General features: G+C 42.4%; 23 protein-coding genes. 10 read left to right on the top strand and 13 right to left on the bottom strand.

The annotated features are described in order from the left end of the window. Position 1 precedes the first annotated feature (1 nt). The 3 genes from phoU (at position 2) to H6G92_RS05100 (ending at position 3,733) form a co-directional block, all read left to right on the top strand. Positions 2-670 (top strand): phosphate signaling complex protein PhoU, encoded by a 669-nt coding sequence (phoU, locus tag H6G92_RS05110; RefSeq protein ID WP_190891401.1) that lies wholly within the window; start codon positions 2-4, stop codon positions 668-670. 651 nt (positions 671-1,321) lie between these two features. Further along, complete coding sequence (locus H6G92_RS05105) at positions 1,322-1,951, top strand: Crp/Fnr family transcriptional regulator (protein WP_190891399.1); 630 nt, start codon at positions 1,322-1,324, stop codon at positions 1,949-1,951. A gap of 132 nt (positions 1,952-2,083) precedes the next feature. Next, positions 2,084-3,733 carry an iron uptake porin gene (locus H6G92_RS05100; protein WP_190891397.1) on the top strand — a complete coding sequence of 550 codons (1,650 nt, stop codon included), beginning with the start codon at positions 2,084-2,086 and terminating at the stop codon, positions 3,731-3,733. Positions 3,734-3,978: 245 nt separating this feature from the next. Here H6G92_RS05100 and H6G92_RS05095 read toward each other — a convergent pair whose 3' ends face one another. Continuing rightward, on the bottom strand, positions 3,979-4,230 hold the full coding sequence (locus tag H6G92_RS05095; protein ID WP_190891395.1) for a hypothetical protein: 252 nt from the start codon (positions 4,228-4,230) through the stop codon (positions 3,979-3,981). A 261-nt stretch (positions 4,231-4,491) separates the two neighbouring features. Between H6G92_RS05095 and H6G92_RS05090 the strand changes: the two genes are divergently transcribed. From H6G92_RS05090 to H6G92_RS05080, 3 genes are all read left to right on the top strand, one after another. After that, positions 4,492-5,094, top strand: a complete 603-nt coding sequence (locus tag H6G92_RS05090; protein WP_190891393.1) for a DUF3318 domain-containing protein — start codon at positions 4,492-4,494, stop codon at positions 5,092-5,094. A gap of 135 nt (positions 5,095-5,229) precedes the next feature. After that, a complete protein-coding gene (locus tag H6G92_RS05085) occupies positions 5,230-6,774 on the top strand; it encodes a hypothetical protein (RefSeq protein ID WP_190891391.1) in 1,545 nt (514 codons plus the stop codon). A gap of 532 nt (positions 6,775-7,306) precedes the next feature. Continuing rightward, entirely contained in the window at positions 7,307-7,498 is a 192-nt protein-coding gene (locus tag H6G92_RS05080; protein WP_190891389.1) for a hypothetical protein, read from the top strand. 209 nt (positions 7,499-7,707) lie between these two features. On the opposite strand, the gene H6G92_RS05075 is transcribed toward H6G92_RS05080, so the two are convergent. The 5 genes from H6G92_RS05075 to acpP form a co-directional block, all read right to left on the bottom strand. Continuing rightward, on the bottom strand, positions 7,708-8,112 hold the full coding sequence (locus H6G92_RS05075; protein WP_190891387.1) for a hypothetical protein: 405 nt from the start codon (positions 8,110-8,112) through the stop codon (positions 7,708-7,710). Between the two features lie 932 nt (positions 8,113-9,044). Next, complete coding sequence (locus H6G92_RS05070) at positions 9,045-9,347, bottom strand: hypothetical protein (protein ID WP_190891385.1); 303 nt, start codon at positions 9,345-9,347, stop codon at positions 9,045-9,047. Positions 9,348-9,471: 124 nt separating this feature from the next. Further along, on the bottom strand, positions 9,472-11,484 hold the full coding sequence (gene tkt, locus H6G92_RS05065; protein ID WP_190891383.1) for a transketolase: 2,013 nt from the start codon (positions 11,482-11,484) through the stop codon (positions 9,472-9,474). Between the two features lie 253 nt (positions 11,485-11,737). After that, positions 11,738-12,988 carry a beta-ketoacyl-ACP synthase II gene (gene fabF, locus H6G92_RS05060; RefSeq protein ID WP_190891381.1) on the bottom strand — a complete coding sequence of 417 codons (1,251 nt, stop codon included), beginning with the start codon at positions 12,986-12,988 and terminating at the stop codon, positions 11,738-11,740. A 243-nt stretch (positions 12,989-13,231) separates the two neighbouring features. Next, positions 13,232-13,486, bottom strand: a complete 255-nt coding sequence (gene acpP / locus H6G92_RS05055; protein WP_190891379.1) for an acyl carrier protein — start codon at positions 13,484-13,486, stop codon at positions 13,232-13,234. 420 nt (positions 13,487-13,906) lie between these two features. Here acpP and H6G92_RS05050 point away from each other — a divergent pair, with 420 nt between their 5' ends. Both H6G92_RS05050 and H6G92_RS39065 read left to right on the top strand, forming a co-directional pair. Next, complete coding sequence (locus H6G92_RS05050) at positions 13,907-14,812, top strand: CoB--CoM heterodisulfide reductase iron-sulfur subunit B family protein (protein WP_190891377.1); 906 nt, start codon at positions 13,907-13,909, stop codon at positions 14,810-14,812. 3 nt (positions 14,813-14,815) lie between these two features. Next, positions 14,816-14,983, top strand: coding sequence for a hypothetical protein (locus tag H6G92_RS39065; protein ID WP_190971395.1), 168 nt, complete (start codon positions 14,816-14,818; stop codon positions 14,981-14,983). Here H6G92_RS39065 and H6G92_RS05045 read toward each other — a convergent pair. The 3 genes from H6G92_RS05045 to H6G92_RS05035 all read right to left on the bottom strand — a co-directional run bounded on the left by H6G92_RS05045 (position 14,954) and on the right by H6G92_RS05035 (position 19,817). Beyond that, positions 14,954-15,715 (bottom strand): DUF928 domain-containing protein, encoded by a 762-nt coding sequence (locus H6G92_RS05045; protein ID WP_190891375.1) that lies wholly within the window; start codon positions 15,713-15,715, stop codon positions 14,954-14,956. The two genes, H6G92_RS39065 and H6G92_RS05045, sit on opposite strands and share 30 nt — an antisense overlap. Before the next feature lie 228 nt (positions 15,716-15,943). Then, positions 15,944-18,274 carry a CHASE2 domain-containing protein gene (locus H6G92_RS05040; protein ID WP_190891372.1) on the bottom strand — a complete coding sequence of 777 codons (2,331 nt, stop codon included), beginning with the start codon at positions 18,272-18,274 and terminating at the stop codon, positions 15,944-15,946. Positions 18,275-18,380: 106 nt separating this feature from the next. Then, positions 18,381-19,817, bottom strand: coding sequence for an AAA-like domain-containing protein (locus H6G92_RS05035; protein ID WP_190891370.1), 1,437 nt, complete (start codon positions 19,815-19,817; stop codon positions 18,381-18,383). 364 nt (positions 19,818-20,181) lie between these two features. On the opposite strand from H6G92_RS05035, the gene H6G92_RS40180 reads away from it, so the two are divergent. Both H6G92_RS40180 and H6G92_RS05025 read left to right on the top strand, forming a co-directional pair. Further along, positions 20,182-21,750: a calcium-binding protein gene (locus H6G92_RS40180; RefSeq protein WP_190891368.1), complete on the top strand. Its 1,569-nt coding sequence runs from the start codon at positions 20,182-20,184 to the stop codon at positions 21,748-21,750. A 49-nt stretch (positions 21,751-21,799) separates the two neighbouring features. Continuing rightward, positions 21,800-22,024 carry a hypothetical protein gene (locus H6G92_RS05025; protein WP_190891366.1) on the top strand — a complete coding sequence of 75 codons (225 nt, stop codon included), beginning with the start codon at positions 21,800-21,802 and terminating at the stop codon, positions 22,022-22,024. A 72-nt stretch (positions 22,025-22,096) separates the two neighbouring features. On the opposite strand, the gene lpxD is transcribed toward H6G92_RS05025, so the two are convergent. From lpxD to H6G92_RS05005, 4 genes are all read right to left on the bottom strand, one after another. Next, positions 22,097-23,149 (bottom strand): UDP-3-O-(3-hydroxymyristoyl)glucosamine N-acyltransferase, encoded by a 1,053-nt coding sequence (gene lpxD / locus H6G92_RS05020; RefSeq protein WP_190891363.1) that lies wholly within the window; start codon positions 23,147-23,149, stop codon positions 22,097-22,099. Positions 23,150-23,379: 230 nt separating this feature from the next. Beyond that, entirely contained in the window at positions 23,380-24,615 is a 1,236-nt protein-coding gene (locus tag H6G92_RS05015) for a BaiN/RdsA family NAD(P)/FAD-dependent oxidoreductase (RefSeq protein ID WP_190891361.1), read from the bottom strand. A gap of 52 nt (positions 24,616-24,667) precedes the next feature. Then, entirely contained in the window at positions 24,668-24,829 is a 162-nt protein-coding gene (gene rd / locus H6G92_RS05010) for a rubredoxin (RefSeq protein ID WP_190891358.1), read from the bottom strand. Positions 24,830-24,889: 60 nt separating this feature from the next. Further along, positions 24,890-25,084, bottom strand: coding sequence for a hypothetical protein (locus tag H6G92_RS05005; protein WP_190891356.1), 195 nt, complete (start codon positions 25,082-25,084; stop codon positions 24,890-24,892). Positions 25,085-25,144: the final 60 nt, after the last annotated feature.

Below are 25,144 nucleotides of genomic sequence, written 5' to 3'. Positions count from 1 at the left end.
TGTGAAAGCTGCCCATTACAGTCCCAATCCTCAAAGACCCCAACTCGCACGCGCCATTAGGCGCTTAGAACGGGATGTATTACGCATGGGTGCTTTGGTAGAACAATCATTTCGCCTCAGCCACCAAGCGTTATTCGCTCGTAACTTAACAGCAGCTGAGGAACTTCCCCGATTAGATAAAAAGATCGATCGCTTTTATCGTCAAATCGAATCAGACTGTACGGCGATTATGACGCTGCAAGCGCCTACGGCTCAAGATTTACGCTGCTTGAGTGCCTTTATGCAACTGGTGCGCGACTTAGAGCGCATTGGCGATTATGCTGAGGATTTAGCTGAGATTGCGATTAAAATTTTTCCTTACGCGCCTCATACGTCTTTGCCAGATATTGAAGCTATGTCCCTTCACGCGCAAGCAATGCTAGCAACTAGCTTGAAGGCTTTGGGAGATTTCGATGAAGCCGGTGGACGCCGTTTAAAGCATTTAGATGATACTGTAGACGATGCCTACGATCGCGTTTATGAGACTTTAGCCCAACAACGTGATGTGCCAGGCGTAGTCGAGCCAATTGTGTTACTAGCATTGGCAATTCGTTGCCTGGAACGCATGGCAGATCACGCCACTAATATCGGTCAAAGGGTAGCATACATTGTTACCGGTCAACGCTCTTAATTGACGGTTTAGATTCAGTCTACAAGCTAAAGCCATTACCTCTACAAACACAAACAAAAGCTGAGGACTCAAGTCACTTAGTACTGCTTTGCATAAAACTTTAGGGTGTCTTAGGCGCATATTTCGATATAATTTGTCATGAAAAATATGATATGAGTGTCTAACGCACCATGTTACATAGTGTGAGTTAGGCTAAAGCCGTAATACATTATTTGTGCCTACTTGCTGAATCTTGTAGCAATTCTCACATGAATGAGGTACATGGGTAGGGACACGCTAATGCCGTACCCTTACTAATATCTGTGCTTATCCGTGGTTCATTATTTTTTCCTGTCCCTTGTCAATGCCGGAACCACTACAAGAAAATACTAAATAATTAAAAATAAGTTAACTAAATATTTTACTAAAAGCTTACCTGTTCTTAAACTTACACAATTAAAGTAACAGAGAAACAACTGGAAAATTCTGGACTATCTTTATGATAGAGAACTCCAATCACAATATTGTTTACATGAGAAAATTTTGAGTTAGTTTCTAGCCCTAGTTGAGCAAAATACACTTCAGATATATAGGTAAATTTTATACAACTTATTAGAGTTTCTTAATCATTTTAAATAGCGAGATTCCCTGATAATTATGTAGTTACAGTTAATGATGTATTCCACAACTCCTACTTCAAACTCTTTTGCCGTGTCAAATAGCTCTGCTTTGGGTGGGCAATTACCCCAGCAGATATTTACCCGTAGGGAAGTAATCCCACTTCAAAATGATGTACTTTGGCGGATTGAGCACGGTGCAGTTCGTACTTTAACGTGGAGTGAAAATGGAACATTCATCACTCTCGGTTATTGGGGATTGGGTGATCTGATTGGTCATCCTTTGTCTAGAGTCAAGCCCTACCAGATTGAATGTCTCACAGGCGTGGAAGTAAGCATTGTTCCACCTCATTTGTGGCATCAAGATATTAATGCTTTGTTGTCTCATATTCAACAGGCAGAGGATCTACTAAGTATTGTGCATCGAAAACCGATTTCGCTACGCTTATGGCAATTTTTAGTGTGGTTAAGTAAAAAATTTGGACGTGATGTAGATAAGGGCAAGCTAATTGATTTAAATATTACCCATCAAGATATTGCTGAAGTGTTAAATACCACGCGAGTAACAGTTACCCGAATCCTACAACAGTTTGAGGAAGAAGGAACAGTTTTTCGTCACAAACGCCGGATTATTTTGCGGTTACCAAATAAATTAATTAAAAACTATGCTTCAGCAGGATGTTAACTAACTTGCTTGTAATAATCACAGGATATAAGGTATAATCATGGCTGTGATTGTGTGTGAAATCCGCAAAAGTAAAGTGTTTTAAGCATTTTACTATGACTGGATTATGTAGGTGTGAGTGAGAGTAAAAACATGACAAAACGATTCTGGAATCTTTTTAAGGTTAGTCCGGTTGTTGTAGCTGCTGCATTTTTTGTTGCTAATAGCGCCTTAGCTGCTGAAGTCAACGAAGAAGTAACAAATGTTGCCCAGTTATCTGAAGCTCAGGACTCTAACAACATGAGTCAGGTAACATCAGTTTCACAATTTTCGGATGTGCAGCCCACAGATTGGGCATTCCAAGCTTTACAATCTCTAGTTGAGCGCTACGGCTGTATTGCAGGTTATCCCAATAGTACTTATCGTGGTAACCGTGCTTTGACCCGTTATGAATTTGCCGCAGGTTTGAATGCTTGTTTAGATCGGGTTAATGAACTGATTGCTACAGCCACTGCCGATTTGGTCAGCAAACAAGACCTAGCTACTTTACAGCGATTACAAGAAGAATTTTCTGCTGAACTAGCAACTCTGCGCGGTCGTGTTGATGCCGTAGAAGCCCGCACTGCTGAGTTAGAAGCTAATCAGTTCTCTACTACCACCAAGCTGGTTGGGGAAGCGATTTTTAATGTAACTCAGGCTTTTGGTGACAAAGAGGTTGATGGGCCTTTAGACAACGATTCTGCCGATAACGACGACCTAGAAAGCAACACGACTTTCGCTAACCGCGTTCGTTTGAACTTGTACAGCAGTTTCACTGGTACTGACCAGTTGCAAATCCGGTTGAGTGCTGGCAATATCTTCAACAATAGCGCCCAAACTGGTACCAACATGACCCGCTTGGGTTTTGAACAAGGTAGCGCCGACAATGCCAACAGTGTTGGAATCGATAAAGCTAACTACGCTTTCAACTTTGGTGAAGCAATACGTGTCAAAATTGATGCTACTGGCGCTGAATTGTACGAAAACGTCAATAACTTCAACCCTGACTTTGCTAGTTCTGCTAGAGGTGCTATATCTCGCTATGGACGTTTCAGCCCTATCTATCGCCAAGGTTCTGGTGGCGCAGGTTTGACTGTTACCTTCAATCCCAAAGGCCCGATCAGCTTGAGTGGTGCTTATTTAGCCCCGAATGCTCAAAATCCAGGTGGTAGTAACGGGGTGTTCAATGGTGATAGCACTATCTTTGGTCAGATAGGTTTTCAACCAACCCCAGCTATTGGCGTTGGTCTAACCTATGCTCGCAGTTATCAAGACGGTGGTTTAGGAGATGCTCCTGATATCTTTGGTGATACTGGCAGTATCTTAGCCAATAATCTATTTGAAGATCGTGTTGAATCTAATCATTACGGTGTACAACTTTCGTTTAAACCCAGTTCTAAGTTAACTGTTGGCGGTTGGGCAGGCTTCAGCGATATAGAAGCTAAAAATCTGAATGCGGGACAGAGTACAGATGTATTTTACTGGGCTGCTACTCTTGCTCTCAAAGACTTTGGCAGAGAAGGCAGCTTGCTTGGCTTTATCTTTGGTCAATCACCCAAAGTCACTGACAGTAATATTGCCAATGGTGTTGGTGGAGAGATTCAAGACATTGATACTGCATATCATGCAGAAGCACTCTATCGGCTCCAGGTCAGCGATAACATTGCTGTCACCCCTGGTTTATTAGTGATCTTCAATCCTGATCACAACGATGTTAACGACACCATCTATGTAGGTACTCTGCGTACTACTTTCACCTTCTAAATAGGTGATAGAAAATAAAGCTGAGAATTAGATAAACAAAAGCCCACCTTGAGGTGGGCTTTTGTTTAAGTTTTTCAATCTAAGGGAAGCATCATCATAATCCATGTCTGTGCTTTTCTCTTTTGCCGTAATATAACAATGAGGAAAGGATGCGATCGCAATCATTCACAGATTACTAGAGCAAGCCTGAGCTTGAGAAAATGGTGGAGGAAGCCTCTATACAATGCAGAAGTGGCACAGTTGATTTACAAAGCATTTTGATTGGATATATCTGGTGAGGGGCGATCGCTACTCCAAGCCCACCACACAGAACCACACTGACAGTAGTAAAACTCTTGCCATTTGCGACGACGGTTTTCTGTAAGTACAGGCGATCGCCGATTTAGCCAAACTTTTTCAGCTTCTCGGCTACTTGAGTGGCAGTTAGGACAGCAAAATTCATAGGCATGTGTTGCCTTATTCGTCCATTCAGGCGGGAGGGTAGCAAAAGCGTCCATGTGGTTATAAGTGTAGTAGCAATGGTTATCCAAAACTTTGAGGTTTTGAATTTAGCGGCAAACGGATACTATAAAATCCCGCCACACTATCAAACTGCTTAAATCAATATTCTTATGGCTTGATTTGAATCTATTTACAAACCGCCATTTACTAATAAAACAACCATTTAGAAAGACTAACAGAGCATGTCACAAATCAAAGGTTAACACGAATGATAACTAAAATAATTACTATGCACATTATGGCTAATAATTAAATTTATGGAGCCAAATGTTGAAATTCGCCGTTTGTTAGATGTGATGCCTGCTTCTGGTCGGATGACGACAAAAATCGTTAGTAAGCCAGAGCAGGCAAAAGTCATTGACGCGTCCTTTCCCCAACCCTGGAATCAGGCGCGACCGATATATATTAATTTTGATTTGTGGCGTCGCTTGCCAAAACCGCAACGAGATTTGCTGCTGTTGCAGATGGTTAGCTGGTTAACGGGGGTGAAGTGGTTTAAACCCGACATTTATCAAGGTGTGGTGCTGGCGGGGCTGTTAGGCGGATTATTAGAAGCAGCACAGTCAGATGTGGTAGGTGTAGCCGTAGCCGGGGGATTAAGTGCGATCGCTGCTTTTCGGATCTGGCGCACTAATAAATCTCAAGAGTCAGAGCTAAATGCCGATGCAGCAGCAATCCGCGTAGCACAACGGCGCGGTTATTCAGAAGCTGAAGCAGCGCAGCACCTGTTATCTGCAATTGAAGCGGTAGCCAAAATTGAAGGGCGTTCTAGTTTAAATTTTACCGAGTTGATTCGTTGCCAAAACTTACGAGCGATCGCAGGTTTATCACCGGTGGGTATGCCAGAAAGTTATAAGTAGGAATGAGGAATACTTCAGTAGTCAGAATAGTTAAAGAATCAGGAGAAAATTTGATAAATAAATAAGTTTTCCCTCAGATTGTGATAGCATCTGTGGCAATATTTTTGATCAAATAAATTTAATTTTTCACTAACAATGTTAAACAAACAAATTATCAAATATACTTCGAGATTACCTTTTAATTCTCCTTGGTTTATTATTATTCTTTTTTCTGCTCTTGGGTTAATAGGTATTCTCAACCATTCGATGTGGCGAGATGAATTAAATCCCTGGCTTATTGTCAGAGATAGTGAATCTTTGGGGGATTTAATTGCAAATATTCGTTATGAAGGTCATCCTATTTTATGGTATTTTTCTCTGGGTATTTTGAGAAGAATAGTCGATAATCCTATTATTATGCAAATTTTTCATTTGGGAATTACTGTTGTTTCGGTTACTCTTTTTTGCCTATATAGTCCTTTTAACTATCAACAAAAGTTTCTGTTTTCGTTTGGTTTCTTTCCTTTTTACGAATATCTTTTAATTTCTCGAAACTATGCCTTTAGTATGTTGTTTGTTTTTGCCTTTTGTACTGTTTTTTCATCTAGAAAAACAACTTATGCTTATTTGGCTATTTTATTAGGTTTACTAGCAAATAGTAGTGCCTATGGTTTATTGGTATCGTTTTCTTTATCATTGACTTTGCTAGCTGAATTTTGTTTTGATAGTGAACATCGGCAGCAGTATTTTAGTCAAAGCAAAAAATACGACATATTTTTAAGTATTGTAGTTATCATTTTTTCTTTTATTTTATCCATTTACATTATTACTCCTCCAACAGATAGTTATCTTCATGGTGGATTAAATAATGGTTGGCTAATACGATTAGATGTTCATCATTTGTTGAGAAGTATAGGTAGAGTATTTGGTAGTTATTTATTAATTATTCCTGCACACACAAGATGGCTGGATTTAATCGTTTGTGCGATAATTGCTCTATTTATTGTAATTTTAACCTTAATTAAATTATCTGAAAAGCCAGTTGCTTTCTTTTTCTACATTATAGGTAATTGTGTCATATTTACATTTACATACTTGAGATTTATAGGTATGCCCCGGCATTATGGACATTTTTATTTAGTTCTAATAGCGGCTTTATGGCTGGGAAGTTATTATCAAAAGTCAATAGTTTTACTTAATAAGTTTTCTGTTCATCCAAATTCAATTACATTTGTTCAAAAATGGCATCATATCGCTTTAATGCTAATTCTTTATGCCCAATTTGGGGGAGGTCTTTATAGTTTTTCAAGAGATTTAGTTGTACCATTTTCTGCCAGTCGAGAAACAGTCCAATATATTCAAAAAGCTGGGTTAGATAATGAGTTTATTGTTGCCAGTCGAGATGCAAATATGGCTCCTTTATCGGGTTATCTCAATCGAAAGTTTTACTATCCTGAGCTTCAAAAAATGGGAAGCTTTACTCTATTTAAAAAAGGTCGTCAAGATGTCGACCAAGCTGAGATTTTAAGCCAAATTAATTCTCTATTCAAAAATCAAGATGAGCAAAAGAAAATTTTGCTGATTTTAAATAAAAAGCTGAATGCCAACCGAAATGATTTGAAAATTGTTCCGATTAAAGATTTTCAGAGAGGTTGGGTGGATAGTGAACGATATTATCTTTATTGGGTAGATGAAGCATAAGGATAATGGGCCACATAATTTTGCAGTTTTCAAGCAGATTGCAGTTAATCTTCGAGGTAAAGAGAAGTACAAAATTTCATTTAGAAATATGGGATAGGCTTTTTTGTACTGGAGAAAACAGTATTTACACCTGAATATATGACTATGAATACTTAATTTATCCAGTGGCAATCGATAGCACAAGATATTTCCTTAAAGCTACAATAAGGAACTAATCCTGCTTTATTAGGCATTTATAGCGCTGTTTTGCCGTTAGAAACTAAAGGCTTGATAATTATACAAGCAACATGTATCGCCAAAACACACCATAAATAAGGCTTTTACATCCTTTGACCTAGCTTGCCACCATTGATAACTAGCTGCAATGGGTGAGGCTAATCTACACTGGAATAAGAGAATGTGTGTTTAACTAACTTAGATGTTCGAGACTAAAGAGTTTAGTCATACCTTCTCGGTGTTGGGTTATGAAGTGCTTACCTCGTGTGGTAAAACTTAACTTAAATTCTGTCAGTTACTAACGGAGTTGATAGGAATGGGTAACTTTATTATTTTTGTCTTGATAGTAGTTTACGGAGGCGGCGTTTGGAAGTTTTGGAATGGGTTTGGACGGACTAATTTTAATCCAAGTTTGACCAATCGCATTGGTTTATCTTTGCTATGGCCAGCTTTGTTTATTACAAATCAATCTTATCGTCGAAACTTTAGAAAGGCGTTGAAGGGCTAGAGTTTACTATTAAGTTTAAAGTCATCTGAACCTGAAGGTGACATATATTCCAATATAAATCTAACCCACCAACCCCCTTTCTCTAGTAGGGAAAGGGGGTTGTGTTTACTCATCCTAGAAGGAGAGGAATTAGGGAAGGGATAAGTTCGTAGTGTTTACAAATGCAACCGATTAGCGGTTGGAAAGTATTTCAGCTGATAAATTACGAATTATTTGCCATTGGTCAGCAGATGGATTGCTGCACCTACAGCTGCGCCATCAACAGCATTCCCAAGGGTATCTTTGCTATCGCCAGTAATTACGCCAGTTACTGCGCTAGCGCCTGCACCGACTCCGACATCTTGAACAACGTTCCGGTTACGGCGATTGCGAGTGTTTCTCAGACCATTTGCACCATTGACAGCTGCACCAGTGACACCACCTTTAACAGCATTGTCTAATACACTGCCTCTTCCCCTAACTGCTCCGGTTACTACATTGGTAACAGCCCCAATACCTGCATCTCTTAATACTTGGTCATCAGCAGCAGCTGGTTTAGCGGGAATTATAGTTACACCAGCTAAACTTGCAGCCATGAGGCTGGGTAGAAGTGTGCGTTTTAGGATATTATTCATTGTGTTACCTTCTCAAAACATCAAACAATTGGATAAAGCCGAAGTTACTGGAGTCAGAGAAAATCATATTTTTTCATTTGGACAACAGCAACTATTTATTGTTTGAGGACATATATACAATCGCATTTATAAAGACATAACTGCATCCACTGAAAGCATGAATATAGATTAAGTCCTGAGAAGGCCTCGCTGATTTATTAGGCGATACTAGAGATTACACATTGACAAAATAAACTAAAGATGCGACATAGATTTTTAGATATGAAAGTTTTATTTTTTCAGTACTAGCAAGCGATTTTTGATGATCAATCGCGTACTGTTTACCCTATCTATCTAAAGATAGTTGCCAAAATAAATAAAGTTACCACTCGAGGTTAATATTGAATTCTCTTAGTTTACCAGCCAAGCGTTGCGATCGCTCCTATCCTATCTGTAGCAAATTACCCTAATTATTCCACCACGGTAATTCTAGATTATGATAGCGGCCTTGCCAAATTCCTAATTCCACGTCCATCGCTTCAGTTTATTTTTAATATCTTGCTCTTGGATAGTAAACCCCCTGCGTTGTAAGTCCACATATACAGCGGTTCTCGTTTACGTGAGGTACACCCGTAGGGGCACGGCACTGCCGTGCCCCTACACCTAGCGATATAATGTTGTACCGCATCTGAGTGGGAACCGCTATATTTCACACGCTAGTTCAATAATCTCTAAATCATCGATTAATAAAATTTTATATATTTGACAAAATTTATCAGACTCAGCTAACTGTCTAGTTGCATTGATAGCTAAAAGGCCTCGTTTGACTTCATAGTAAGTTATGCAACTAATAAACACATCTTGTTTCAGACGACGGACTTCCCGAAACTTATGGTCTACAATTACATTTCTCTTCAAAATATAACTAACAATATTTGAATCTCGTAAATAACTTACCTTATTGGTCTTCCTTCTACTGCTGCATCAAAAATAGCTATTTGCTCCGGTGTTAAATCATTTAACGTACCTGAAACTGACTCTAAAATTAAAATACTATCAATTCTGTCTGTCAAATCATCATCTTTAATTTCCCTCATTTCTTCTGGTGAAAATTGCCCAAATAGTTCAACTAACATTTGGATCATTTCCCGTGGTTTTAACTTTACTTGATATAAACTATTACCTTTAAATAAATTTTCCACAATTGGCGATATCCGATTGATAAGTTCCTGATGATAGCTAGAAACTTCTTGCATAACTTCCTACCAATATTTAACTAATTACCTCAATTATAAACAATCCTCTTCAGCGCCCCTCTGTGTAAAAAAAAGGCGGGCTTTTCAGCCCACCTCACACAATTTTGAGAATATTCTGTTGCTATTAACCCAACAATTGTTTAGCCTTAGCTAACACATTATCAACACTAAAGCCAAACTTCTCTAGACAAATATTGCCTGGAGCCGAAGCACCAAAGCGATCGATACTAACGCAATCGCCTTCAGTACCCACATATTTGTGCCAACCGAAACTGCTACCAGCTTCTACAGATAAACGCTTGGTAACAGCTTTTGGTAGAACGGACTCTTTATAAGCTGCATCCTGTGCTTCAAAAAGTTCCCATGAAGGTAGCGAGACAACACGGACTTTCTTGCCTTCAGCCGTGAGTTTTTCGGCTGCGGTGACAGCGAGGCTCAATTCTGAACCAGTAGCAATCAAGATAATTTCAGGTGTACCTTGGCTATCCACAACGGTGTATCCACCTTTCGCTACGCCCTCAATTGATGTACCTGCCAAGTTGGGGACGTTTTGACGAGTGAACGCCAACAAAGACGGAGCGTTTTGCTTCGCTTTTTCAATCGCTACTTTATAAGCGCCAGAGGTTTCGTTACCGTCTGCGGGACGGAACACCGTTAAATTAGGAATGGCTCGCAAGGAAGCGAGAGTTTCAATGGGTTGGTGTGTCGGGCCATCTTCACCTTGTCCAATGGAGTCGTGAGTCATCACCCAAATCACGCCAGCTTGGGAAAGCGCAGATAAGCGGATGGCAGCACGCATATAGTCTGTGAAGATCAAGAAGGTAGCACCGTAGGGAATTAATCCCGAAGTGTGCAGCGCTATACCATTACAGATTGCGCCCATAGCATGTTCCCGCACACCAAAGTGGATGTTGGGGTTTTCGTAGTGCCCTTTTTGAAAGTCGCCCTTGCCCTTGATTTCAGTCAAGTTGGAGTGGGTTAAATCAGCCGAACCACCAATCAATTCAGGTAAAACTGCCGCTAGTTTGTTGAGGCAGGTTTCTGAGTGTTTGCGAGTGGGCAATCCTTTGTCTTCTGGGGTGTAGGTGGGTAGTACCTTATCCCAACCTTCAGGTAGTTTGCCGCTAATGTAGCGTTCAAATTCAGCCGCTTCTTGGGGATACTTAGCTTTGTAGTCGGCAAATGTTTTGTTCCAGTCGCCTTCGTAGCCTGCACCGCGTTCCACTGCTTTGCGTGCATGGTTGAGAGCGTCTTGTGGGACTACAAAAGGCTCGTGTTCCCAACCCAATTGTTTACGAGTCAAGGCAATTTCGTCTGCACCCAGAGCCGCGCCGTGAACACCAGCAGTGTTTTGCTTATTGGGAGAACCGTAACCGATGGTTGTTGTCACCTTAATCATCGATGGTTTATCGGTGACAGATTTAGCTTCTTCAATTGCTTTGGCGATCGCTTCTAAATCGGTATTCCCGTTCTCAACGTGCAAAACGTGCCAACCGTAAGCTTCAAAGCGCTTGGAAACATCTTCGGTGAATGCCACATCTGTGGAACCGTCGATGGAGATGTGGTTGTCGTCGTACAGAGCGATGAGTTTGCCTAATCCCAAGTGTCCTGCAAAAGAACAAGCTTCACCGGAAATCCCTTCCATGTTGCAACCGTCACCTAAAATTACGTAGGTGTAATGGTCAACAATCTTGGTATCGGGTTTGTTATATTTTGCGGCAAGGTGCGCTTCGGCGATCGCCAAACCGACTCCATTGGCAATTCCTTGACCCAAGGGACCAGTTGTGACTTCCACGCCTGGGGTCATGAAGTTTTCGGGGTGTCCAGGGGTTTTGGATTCCCATTGACGGAATTGCTTGATATCTTCGATGGTGACGCTATCGTAGCCTGCTAGGTAGAGTAGGGCGTACTGCAACATCGAGCCATGACCGGCAGACAAGACAAAGCGATCGCGGTTAAACCATTTGGGATTCTTGGGATTAAACTTCATAAAGCGATCCCAGAGGACAAAAGCCATCGGAGCCGCGCCCATTGGCAATCCTGGGTGTCCCGATTTTGCCTTTTCTACGGCATCAACAGCCAAGAAGCGGATCGAGTTAATACAAAGTTCTTCGAGGGATTGGGTTGCAACAGCCATAATCTCTTGTTTTTAACGACGGGTTAGCACTCTTCGTAGCTTCTTTTGCTGGGGTTATTTTAGATTCCCCCACAGTATCCTCATCATCCCATTCCCGCTTGTCGATGGACAAGCGGGATCTCCTGAGTTTCTGGTGATAAATCAAGCTGATAATTGGGTCATGCTGAACGCTTACTTTATATCGGAATGATATTTCTGATACTTTTAGCACAGTCATCTCAGGAGAGCCGACCAGCAATAAAATGGGAAATTTTTAGACGTATTTCTTAAAGGCCAGTGTGACATTGTGACCGCCAAACCCAAAAGAATTGGATATTGCCACCTCGACTTTTTGAGCGCGGCTAAAGTTAGGCACGTAATCTAAGTCACACTCTTGATCGGGATTTTCCAGATTAATTGTTGGTGGAATTTGGTCATTAGCGATCGCCAGTACTGTTGCGACTGCTTCAATACCTCCAGAACCGCCCAATAAATGACCTGTCATCGATTTGGTGGAGCTAATTGCCACCTTATAGGCATGTTCTCCCAAGGCTTTTTTGATTGCTGAAGTTTCAGTTGAATCATTAGCTGGGGTACTAGTGCCGTGGGCATTAATATAGCTAATCTGTTCGGGAGTTATGCCGGCATCTTTGAGGGCTAGTTCTATCGCTCTAGCGGCTCCGAATCCACCAGGGACAGGGGAAGTGATATGGTAAGCGTCACAGGTCATACCATAGCCGATCATTTCGGCATAAATGTGAGCACCGCGACTGAGGGCGTGTTGGAGTTCTTCGAGAATTAAAATTCCTGAACCTTCACCCAAGACAAAGCCATCGCGATCGCGGTCAAAGGGACGGCAAGCATGAGCTGGGTCGTCATTGCGAAAAGAGAGGGCTTTGCAGGCGGCAAACCCAGCCATCGATAATGGTGTCACAGCTGCCTCTGTTCCGCCGCAAATCATCGCCTGGGCATATCCCCCTTGAATTAAGCGAAAAGCATCGCCTACAGCGTTGGAGCCAGCGGCGCAAGCAGTTACAGGGCAGGAATTTGGCCCTTTAGCACCCGTGTGAATTGCCGTTAATCCTGCTGCCATATTGGCAATCATCATCGGTATCATGAATGGACTACAGCGATCGGGTCCACGGTTGAGGTAGATAGTTTGCTGGTCTTCTAATACCTTAATGCCGCCAACGCCAGAACCGATCATGACACCTACCTGTTCTGCATTCAGGTCATTAATAACTAATTCCGCGTTAGATATAGCCTGTTTTGCTGCCGCAACCCCAAATTGGGCAAATCGATCCATGCGCTTGGCCTCTTTGCGCTCCAAGTAATCGTGTGGATCGAAGTTTTTTACTTCACCAGCAATGCGGCAATCATGGCGAGACGCATCAAAAAATGTGATGTAGTCAATGCCATTACGTCCACTCAATAATCCATCCCAATATTCTGTTGCTGTGTTACCTATAGGTGTAATCGCGCCAACACCAGTTACAACAACGCGTTTACGTGTATGATCTGTCATGATTCAGTTAAAGGTGGCGAAAAAGCAGCAGGCATTAAATATTGCTGAGTTTCGAGTCCTGAGTTCTGAGTTTTGGAAGCACCCAAAGATCGAGAAAACTCCGAACTTTTGCCTCCTAAAACTCTAACTCCTAAACTTTTAACTGTTCAGCACTCAGTGAAAAGTCAAAGCAGCGGTTTTTGCCGTAGATGCCCAAAGGGGGCATGGCATTGCCATCTAAACTTTGGTGACTCAAAACTTTTTTTAAGCTGATGCGGTAACTTTGTTATTGATGTAATCTACTGCGTCTTGAACCGATACAATCTGCTCGGCAGCTTCGTCGGGAATTTCGATATCAAATTCTTCTTCCAAAGCCATCACCAGTTCAACGGTATCCAAGGAATCTGCTCCTAAATCTTCCATAAATTTGGATTGTGGAGTGATTTTGGTATCGTCTTCAACGCTCAGTTGTTCGGTGACGATTTTCTTGACCTTATCAAAAAGTTCCGTTTGGCTCATAAATAATAAAAGTCCTTAACCAGTTGCTAGGTTCTGCTCTTTATGGGAGACATTGTTTTGAGCATATACATCTTATCGTCAAGCGCGATCACCCGTATACTACCAAGGGGTTTTCTGTTAGAAAACCCCTCCCGTTCCTCAAAAGAATGGAGTAAATCTTCTTAGAATTGGGTAGGAGAGCGGGCTACGCCATCGTCGATACCGTGTAAATGCTTCGGTTGTCTAATTATTGCTAAATTTTTTTACAATGTCTCGATCAGTATTTAAAGCCTTGCTAGCAATAAGAATATGTAGATGCTGCGGCTTTGAACCTAGACGGTTAAAGGGTCGCTGAACGTCAAACATCAGAACTTTGGTGCTAACAAGGAATGATAAAACAGTTATTGTTTAGAGCGATCGCTCTAACCCAAACATACCTCTATGCTATCTCAGACACTTAAATACGCTTACTTCCCTGGTTGTGTTGCCCAAGGGGCCTGTCGGGAACTTTACCAGTCAACTCAAGCGCTTACTCAAGCACTGGGCATTGAACTGGTTGAACTTAAAAAAGCTGCTTGCTGCGGTTCTGGCACATTTAAAGAAGATTCTCAACTGCTGGAAGATACAGTCAACGCCAGAAATATTGCCCTAGCAGAAGAATTGAATCTGCCCTTGCTTACCCATTGCAGCACTTGTCAAGGTGTTATCGGTCATGTCAATGAACACCTGAAAGAATGCCAAACAACTGACCCTGCTTACATTGAACAGGTTAATGGCTTGCTCCATAAAGATGGCTGTTCGCCTTATCGCGGCAGTACCGACGTTAAACATCTTCTCTACGCCTTGGTAACAGATTACGGTTTAGAGGAAATTACCAAACGTGTCACCCGGAAGTTAACTGGATTAAAATGCGCGGCTTTTTATGGCTGTTATCTTCTCCGTGCCCAAAAATATATGCCCTATGATGACCCCTTCCAACCGGAAGCGATGGAAAATATGTTTCGGGCGGTGGGTGCAACACCAATTTATTACCGAGGCCGGACGCAATGTTGTGGTTGGCCCCTTGCTAGTTATGCCACTACCCAATCTTTCAAAATGGCGGGGATGCATATTCAGGATGCCTTAACATCTGGTGCTGACTGTATAGTTACACCTTGCCCTTTGTGCCACTTAAATTTAGATTCGCGTCAGCCAGAGGTAGAAAAGGTTATTGAACAGAAGCTAGGTTTACCAGTGTTGCATTTACCCCAGTTGATTGCTTTGGCACTTGGGGTTAGTCCAAAAGAACTGGGTTTAGAACGCCACGTTGTTTCTACCAAGCCAGTGTTGGAGAAATTAGGCTTTTAGTTTGTGGAGTACAAGGTAGGGGCACAACACTTACAGCCCAAAGCCTTTGTCATAGCAACAGCTGGAATTACTGAAGCCCAACTAGCTTTATTAAAAAACCCTAACTACCAACATCCAATATTTTGGGCTGCTACTGGGCAGCTATTGGCAGCAGGCTACTATCGGTTCTGAAACAATGTCATTCAGACCAACAGCTTGCAACATGGTAGCCCAAGCAGTACCTTTTGGGTCTATACTGCGAAGTTCGGCTGAAGCAGTTAGGGACTCGTACCAAATACCATTAGTGGCATAAAGAGCAACGCGCTGCTTTGGTGTTGCTTTCTCTAACTGATTTTTTAATCCGGCGTTGGGTTCGACCCTTTTTATCCAACCATTAACAAAAATAGGTGGTTGTTGCAGATTGCAGTAAATATTGAAGTACCAATGATAACGCTTGCCAATTTCTAATGAGGAAGCTGTTGATGGTAGAGAGAGGCTAATAACTCCTGGTGTCCCAGAGAGTGAAACAGTCCTGTGATATAAAGTCTGCCCCGCTTCATTCTGTAGTACAAACTCTGTGGAAACTGCGGTTACATCAGGAACGTAAAACCAGAAAGTTGGATGAGAGCTAGTTGTTAATCCCAAGACTAATTCTGCATTTGAAAACGGATAAACCGGAACTAACGCTGTCAGTAGCTTTTCTTTTGATTTAGCAAACTGCTTGTTTATATTCTCACAACCGCCGCGCTTTCCTCCTCCGACGCGATTACCGGGTGCATTAATGTCATCTGGGGGAGGAGGTGCGTTAAAAATCAAAGATGGGAGAACTTCAAATTTGACAGGCTGTGCTTGTACTGGCGTGAAGCATAGCGATACCAAACTGAGTGCGAAGGCAAGTTTAAGCTGTCGAATATCTAAGTTCATTAGTAACTCAAAGTTTTTCATCCTTCCATTAGCAACTGGTCAATTTTAGATGAATAGATGACGCGTAGACCTCTCTCGTTGAAGGAAAAAGACAGTCTACTCAACTAAAAATCGCTATCAGCCTAATAAGCAGACTGATGAGGGCTATTTATATCTTCAAAAAGATGAAAGCTATTTTCGGAAATTATGCTCGTTCTTACCTTTCCTAGCTAGATAGATTTATTGCTGTTACTGCCTTGAGAGACGTACAATACAGCCTGTAACGACCAGAGCGATCGCAGCAGGAATTAGCGCTACCCAAATGCCTTTTAGGAGGATAACAAAGCTAATGGCGGATATAAACCCAATTACAGCAACTCCCACTAGTCCTAAAAGCCAGGAATAACGAATGCGCCATGCCAATATCCCTCCAAAAATAGACCAGTGAAAGGCCCACAAAGCATCACCCCAGACAGGCCAAACCCACAATAAGGTTCGCCCATCTAAAACTGCACTGAGAATTTGACTCACCATTTGAGCATGAACAATAACTCCTGGTATTTCCTGCTTTTGATTGGTAGTGTAAGGAGTGGAAAAATAATCACCGGCGCTTTGGTTAGTGATGCCAATAAGGACGATCCGATTTTTCACGATATTGGGATCGATCGCACCCCTGAGTACATCTTTGAGCGTGATTTGCTCGAAAGCCTTTAAGGGATTAGAGGAACGGTAATTTAGCAATATTTGATAGCCCCAGTCATCCAGTTGTTGATAGCTACCCATGTGCAAACGCAATCGCTTAAATACAACTTTGCCAATCTGCAACTCTTTTTTTTTGGTGTACTTGACAGAAATATCCTCTGCCTCTAAGTAACGAAATGCCAATTGAGCGCTGAAGGCGTAGGGCGTAGTACAAGGGGAGGAGTCGCTTGGTTGCATAGCGATCAGATGACGGCGGAGAATACCATCTCTGTCTTTGACGAAATCGCTAAAACCTTGACGTTCTGTAGGAATTTCTGGAGGCGGTGAAACGCCTGGTTCATTAACTTGAGATTCGCTGACTTTGCAAATAGCAATAAAGCGATCGCTACGCCGCATCCAATTGGCTAAAGATGCCTCCTTGGTTTCTACAGGGAAATCACGATAAATATCTAAGCCTATGGCTCGTGGTTTGAACTTTCCGAGTTTTTGCACAAGTAGAGCCAGTGCTCGATCCGATAGCGATCCTTTTCTCTGCTGCTGTTCTGGAAGCTTAAAATCATCTTCAGCGATCGCAACTACCAAAAGGCGACGATCTGGTTGTTCGCTGGGGCGCAGTCGCAACAGTTGGTCAAAAGCTTTTAGCTCCACAGCTTGTAGTAATCCAAGATGCCGCACCCCCATTACCAAAGCGGTTACAACCACAGCCAAAATAAGCACAGTTTGAAGAGGGCGCTTACTGGACAATGTTTGCTGCGATCTCTCTGGAGATTGTAAGCTTGATAAGGCTTTATCCACCCAATTTTGATTAAAAACAGCAGCATAAATTCGGTTATAAACTTTTAAGAAACCCTGTTGCTTAACTACCAATCCTGATAGCCGCAATTCCATTTGTTCAGGACTGCTATTTGCCGTGATTTGGCCTGTTCGCAAAATTTGCTGATAAAGCTCCAGCAATTGCTGAGTACGCCGATAAAAAATGCGATCGCGAATTGTTCTCAGATGCTCCGGTTCATCTTGGGATTCCCAGTTGTCTATAATTTGAGAACGTACCAGTTTCTCAACATACTCTGCTTCACCATCTGGGGGAATGGGGGGAGAAGATGCGATCGCTAACTGGCAAAGCTTCTGGGTAAGAAAAGGTTGACCACCACTCCAAGCTAATATTTCTTGCAACACTATCTGAGGATTCACGATACCCACTAATCCCTCAGCTAATGGTTGAGCTTCATGCCATTGGAAGCCGTTTAGTTCAATTGCGCGACCAATATTGAAAGGTGTCCGGTGTTTGTCTTGAATCAAATCGTAGGGAGTAGTCACCCCTAGCAGGGCAAAGGTAAGCCGCTGGTAAGCTGGATTGTCGGCTCGTTTGTTATAGCAAGCCCGAATTAAAGCTAAAAAATCATCCTTGAAGTTTAATTTGAGAATGCTATCGATTTCGTCTACAAAAATCACTATGTTTTGAGAGACTTCTACCAGCAGCACTGACTCAATAAACTCACTTAAGCGCTGCACTGGTGATAATCCAGAGCGATCGCTCCACCAATTCAGTAATTTGAATTTAGGAATGAAACTCCGTACTAACCGACGTAGCACACCCAAATACCACTCAGATGGAGTGATGCCTTGGCTACCAATCGCCGTAATATCAATAACGCCACAAGCAATACCCTCTGCTTGCAGTTTACGCATTGTTTGCACTCGCAAACTGGATTTGCCCATCTGCCGCGAGTTGAAGACATAACAAAATTCTCCAGCCTTGAGTGCATCATAAAAATCTTTGTCGGCTTGCCGTTGCACATAGCATGGAGCATCAAGTTTTAGACTCCCTCCAACTTGATATTTGTAAAACGAGTTTTCTGGTTTGCTCGTCGGATGCATCCTAACTTCCAGCTATCAGCAAGGTATTATCTGAACTCCCTTCTTCGTATTCATCTCCACCCTGATAACAGTTTAGGGTGGGGATGAATAGCGATATCGTTAAAATCTATAACAAACTGAGGCGATTTTGAAAATATTGGCGGTACAAATCGCAGCGTGGCATCACCTTATTGTCGTTACAATATACGACTAGACCCATACTGTGTAATTTAAACGCTGACTCCGAGTCTAATTCTATCGGTACTGAACTCTTGACAACTTGATTAAAAGCTGAAATTAAATTTGAATGATGTTCGAGATTACATAAATGTCCTCGAAGATGATCTTTATAAATTGCAGCTTCAGTTGGGGCTGTTTGCAACAACTGCTCAAGGGTGATGTACTGATGTTGAATATGATAAAGAGCTAGCCGGATTAAATAGGGATGTCCTCCTACCATGTCCATTAGTTTTTTGACCTGAGCATCAGTCCAATTTAGCCCCTGATGACGCTCAACCAAAATTTTGACTTGTTCTTGATTAAACTCTTGTAATTCAACGCTCAACCCTACGTTAAAGGGAGATTGATTGATGTTGAGGGGAATATAAACTTCTTTAGAGTGTACCAAAACTAGTCGGAGTTTTTTCCATACTTCGCTACTGCGATCGCCATACTTTGCATACTCATACCAAGCTCGCAACAGGTTAAAAAAGTCTTCAGCAATATCACGATGTGGAAAAATGCGATCGACACCATCCAAACTAATTACTAATGGACTGTCGATTTCTTCTAACAAACACTCTTCAAAGTAAGCGGTGGTTTTATCCTTACTGCCATAAATGCTCCAATAATCATCTAACTGATGAAGCTGCTTCAGTTTTCTGCCAATACTTTCACAAAACCAGCGTAAAAATGTATCCAAGCTGGTGAAAACTGCTTTATCTGCTAAATGAAAGCTTAAAGCTACGGTTTGACAGCCATGCTTTCTCGCTTCATCAAGAGTCCTAGCCATTAGCGAGGTTTTACCCATCTGTTTAGATGCTTTGATGCGAATTAAGGCACCTGGCTGTAAAATCTCTTGAAAACAGCGATCTTCAATTAGAGGACGTTCAACATAAAAGCTAGAAACAAGAGGGACTTGACCTACCGGAAATTCTACTTCTGCGTTCAGTTGGGGTTGTTCGTTGGTTATTAATACTTCTCCATTTCTTTTAGAATCCCTTTTTACTTGTGAATCAGATGACATCAGGTTTTGGGGCTGCAAAATAGCCTCTAACTGCTTTGGTGAAGCAGCACCGCCAGAAAGCCGCTGTCGCTCTAGTGCTGCCTGAAAATTCTTTTTACTAACCTTTTCGCCGAATGCTGCTGATAGCATCTGCCAGAGCTTCGGGCCAACATCATGCTGTAGATATTCGGTAGTATAGCCATGAATTTGGGCAATTTCGCCATACTTCTTCCCTTGCCAAGAGTTACGAAGTATTGTTACTTCAATATCTTTCAGATGTCTTTGTGTCTGGGCAAGAACTGCTGCATCTAAGATTTTGAATGCTGTTTCAAATTCCATTGCTCAGGGATGAATCACAACTTTTATCTATTTAGCTACAGTCCGAATTATCGACTTTCCAGATTTTTCACCAAACTATATTCAAATGGCTGAAATTCTTACCTTACCTACTTCAGCAAACATTACTCTGTTTAAATTTACTTACTTAACCTTAAGTTGATCTCTTTTGTCGTTTAATTTCTGGAAATCAAACTCCTTAAATTATCCATATTTACGTTTTCACGTTCAAAAGAGAACCTAGTAATAACAGCAACCGCAGTTATTTGGCTTCGGACAAACCTAACTTTGTTGAGAAATTAGTCCCAAGACAAAATCAGGTAAATAATACACAAACTCACAAGTAAATCAAAGGAGACTCAAAATTATGGCGATTATTAGTGGAAGCATAACCTCTGCTGATGACAAAATTATAGCTAATGGGGACAACGATAAAATCGATGCTCTGGCGGGTAACGATACGGTTAATGGTGGCGCAGGCAATGATACTCTAATAGGCAACTTTGGCAATGATTCTCTATTTGGGGGACTTGGTAACGACTCCCTCGATGGTGGATTCAACAGAGATACCCTTGATGGTGGCGCGGGTAACGACACTCTCAATGGCGGTGATGACAATGATACCCTTTCTGGCGGGACTGGAAACAATCGCGTTAATGGCGGTGCGGGTAAAGATATTCTCATCGCTCAAAACGGCAACTCTCCTGGTCTAGGTGATGTTGGCGATACCCTGATTGGCGGTGCAGATAATGACGAGCTGCGCGTTGAAGGAGCCTCAAATTATTTCTTGACTAATGATCGGCTGTTTGTCGGTAGTTTAGTTCACCAGTTTTCTGAGGTTGAGCGTGTTAAGCTCACTGGTACTGCGGGTAATGACACGATTAATGCGTCTCAAGCTTTGTTATCAGATCGAACCGATCTCTTTGGCGGTGCAGGCAATGACACCATCATCGGTAGCAGTGGTCTTGACCAGATTAACGGTGGTGATGGTAATGACAGCATAGTAGGAGGAGCAGGGTTTAACTTCCTCCGTGGCAATAATGGCAATGACACCCTTATCGGTGGCAATGACAACAATAATTTTAATGGTGGAGAAGGATCTGACTTCCTCCAAGGTGGAACCGGGAGAGATAGTTTTTCCGATAGTGCCTCTGATGGAGCAGGCGATGACCAATACATCGGGGGAGGAGGTGAAGACTCCCTATTCATACAGGGGGACAATAACTTTGAGCTGTTCTCATTTGTCAATGACCCAAACAAAAGCCAACTCAAAGGTGGCAAGTTTGGCCCCTTTGCCAATCTCGATGATTCAGCCACAGGCACTGATAGCCTCCAAGGGATTGAAAACGTCACAATCCAAGGAGGAGATGGCTTGAATCGCATAGATGCCAGTCGTGCGAACCAAAACGTAAACGTATTTCTTGATGGTCGCGGTGGCAACGATATTGTGCTAGGTGGAAGCGGTAACGATGTACTATCGGGTGGACTTGGCAATGATCGCCTTGAGGGAAACGCAGGTAACGATCGCCTAAATGGTGATCTTGGCAATGATACTCTTGTCGGAGGCGCGGGTAATGATACCCTCGTTGGTAGTGGTGGCTTTAATACCGGAGAGATCGATGTTTTAACAGGAGGAGTTCTATTTCAAGGGGTTCAATCTATTGATACGTTCAGCCTAAATAGCTCTTATAGGCAAGCTGGTCATGCCATTATCACAGATTTCTCTCTAACAGATGGGGACAAGCTCAATCTTCGCGGTTCCGCTAGCGATTACACATTCGTACAGCAAAATTTTAGTACTGGTACTTTTACGAATTCCTCATCGATCTTAGATACGGTAATCTTCTTCGGAGCACCTGCTTTCGGTGATGTTATTGCTGTGGCTGAGGATGTCAGTTTGAGTGCGCTCACTCCTGGTATCATATTCACTATCTAACACTTTCAATTTCAATCATCAGCGATCGCACACAATTAGGACTTACGCATTGACAAGAAATACCAAATATGAGATAAGGTTAAAAACCATATCTTTCGTAAGGGCACAGCATTGCTGTGCCCCTACAGCATGGTCTATTTACGATCGCAGGATAATTAAGAAAAGCCTGAAACAACCTATTTTAGATAATTCACATCACGATACATTTGTACAGTGCGTAAGTCCTAACAATGTTGCGATCGCTGATTTTCCTGCTCACAAGTATGCAGAATGAAACGGGCAATATACCCGCTCCACAAAGATAAATAAGAGTTTTAGAGAGTTTTTGCGTAAGTCCTCTTTTAGTTTAATCATTGCTATTTTTGGATTTACGTTGCAATTGTTTTAGCGATTGATACATATCTGGCAGGCGACTATAAACAGCACATACCTTGAGATATAGCTTGTAAGGAATTGCTGGAGTTCCTGAGACAATTTCTCCTGGTGCAACATCGCTGTGAATTCCAGTTTGAGCAGATGCGATCGCCCCATCTCCGATCTTTACTTGATTGGCTATTCCTGTTTGTCCAGCTAAAATAACGCGATTCCCCAGTTTCACGCCTCCCGCCATGCCAGCCTGACCTGCGATCGCACAGCCAGAACCGATTTGGCTACCATGACCTATTTGCACTAAGTTATCAATTACTGTATTACGACCGACCCGTGTTTCTCCGACAGATGGGCGGTCAATAGCAGTGTTACAGCCAACTTCCACACCATCTTCTAAGACGGTATAGCCAGATTGTTCCATTTTTAACCAACCAGTACGGGTAGGAACATAGCCAAAGCCTTCTGAACCGATGACAGCACCACTGTGAATGACGCAATCTGCACCGATGTGGGTGCGTTCGTGAATGGTACAGTTGGCGTGTAAGGTGGTGCGATCGCCTATTTTGGCATCTGGATAAATCACCACATTGGGATGAATAATTGCGCCATCGCCAATTTCCACCCCTTGCTGAATCACAGCATGGGGGCCAATGTAAACATCATTACCAACTTTTGCCGTAGAGTGAATCACAGCGGTGGGATGAATTTCTGGGACGGGGCGATATGGTTGGTAAAATAGTGCGATCGCTTTGGCAAACAACAGTCGCGGATCTGAGGTTGCTATCCAGACAATACCTCTCTCTTGTGCAACCACCTGTAATTTTTCATCTTGGGGCAAAATTAAAGCACTAGCATTGGTCTGACCAACAAAAGACCCAAATTTTGGCCCTTCTACGTAGCTGAGAGTCCCGATGGTAGCTTCATCAATGGCTGCTACACCTGTAATTTCTGGGTCATGTTCTGGATTACTAGTCAGGCTATGATTGGTGACCGCATCACCAAATTGGCGGACGATTTCGCTGAATTTCATTGTTGGGTGGGTTCAAAATTGATCTACAATGGCAAGACAATTTTCCCTCTTTATGCTCCATTAAGGTTCAGTTAGCGTCAAAAACCATATTTGGGTTGAAGAACGAAACCCAACCTACGATTCTCCTTAACTAAACCGTATTGCTTTATGCTCGACTACAGTAATTTTATAGAAGGTCAAAGTAATTCGTAATAACACTTGCGGACTCATTACGAATTACGAATTACGAATTACGAATTACTTCCCATTGCTACGCCTGCTAAATACCCAGTTGTCCAAGCACTTTGAAAGTTAAACCCACCGGTGACACCATCAATATCTAAGATTTCTCCGGCAAAATAAAGACCAGGAACTAACCTACTTTCCATCGTCTTGAAGTTAACTTCTTTGAGGTTGACACCGCCACAGGTAACAAATTCTTCTTTAAAGGCTCCTTTACCATTGATTAAGTATTGTCCCTGAGTAAGTTCTTGGACTAGTTGATTTAACGTTTTACTCGATATTTCTGCCCAACGATCTTCTGTGGTGATGCCTGCACGGGCAATGATATATTGCCAGAGACGATGGGGTAGATCAATACCACGATGCAATGCGATCGCTTTCTTTCCCCATTCATCCTTAACTGCTAAAATCTGTTGTCGCACTTGTTCTTGTGGCAACTGGGGCAACCAATTAATCAATAATGTGGCTTGATAGCGGCTTTCATGCAGAACTCTCGCACCCCAAGCTGAAAGCTTCAAAACAGCCGGGCCACTTAAACCCCAGTGAGTAATTAGTAATGGCCCAGTTTGTTGTAATTGAGATTTTCCGCCCCCAGATAACCGCAATTGGGCAGGGTTAACGCTAACTCCAGCTAAATCCCTCAGCTTTTGATCGACAATGTTGAAGGTAAATAACGAGGGTACTGGCGGTTCAATTTTATGACCTAAATCTCGGGCAATTTTATAACCTACAGGGCTGCTGCCGGTCGCAAGAAGTAGGCGATCGCATTTAATCGGATCTCCCGACTTCAGAAGAATATCAAAACCCCCATCTGCTGCGGTTCTGACGGAAGTTACATGTGTACCGATACGGAGTTTTACTCCAGATGTCGCCACCGCTTTAATCAGACATTCCACAATGGTTTCTGAAGTATTGGTGACAGGAAACATGCGACCATCGGCTTCCGTTTTTAGATAGACTCCACCAGCAGCAAACCAGCTTACTGTATCTTGAGGCCCAAACCTAGTCAAAGCACCCCGCAAAGCTTTTGCGCCTCTGGGGTAATTTTGCACTAACTCCTCCGGGTCAAAGCAAGCGTGGGTAACGTTGCAGCGTCCGCCACCAGAAATTAGCACTTTTGCTAGGGGTTGGCGACTGGCTTCGAGTAAAGTAACTTCGGCATCAGGATTGGCTTTAGCACAAGCGATCGCGCCAAAAAATCCTGCTGCCCCACCCCCAATAACTACAATTCGTAACGGTAGCAAGTTCTAAAATTTCTCAATAGCACGTACTTTACTAGGCTAGCCGTTATCTTCACTATTCAACTAGTTCAAATTGATCTTTTGTGGCACCGCAAACCGGACATGCCCAATCATCTGGTATATCTTCAAAGGCTGTTCCCGGCGCTATATCGCTATCTGGATCGCCTAATTCTGGGTCATATTCATAACCGCAAACGGTACATATATACTTTGCCATGTTCTTTTTCCTAATATATTTATCAAAGACTAATGACCAATGACGACTTCATAAATCAGATTACAAACGCCACCAAGTCCTTTGGGCATAACTGATAATCCCGATCGCGATCGCCCCTAGTAGCAGTAGCCAAATAATTCCACCTGGAATAAAAGTGAGAATACCAAAGCCTCTCAGTACCCAGACGGCGACACTAACGCCGAGAAGGATACCAAAAATCTGGATTAATCTACGATTTAAAGAAGATTGACTCACCTACTTTTCCTCTCAACTCAACAGACATTACACTATGATATTGACAATAAAATATGAATT

The sequence above is a fragment of the Nostoc foliaceum FACHB-393 genome, from assembly GCF_014698505.1.
GTDB classification, from domain to species: domain Bacteria; phylum Cyanobacteriota; class Cyanobacteriia; order Cyanobacteriales; family Nostocaceae; genus Nostoc; species Nostoc foliaceum_A.
The sequence above is the reverse complement of the archived record's forward strand: the minus strand, read 5'-3'. Positions and strand labels throughout refer to the sequence as shown.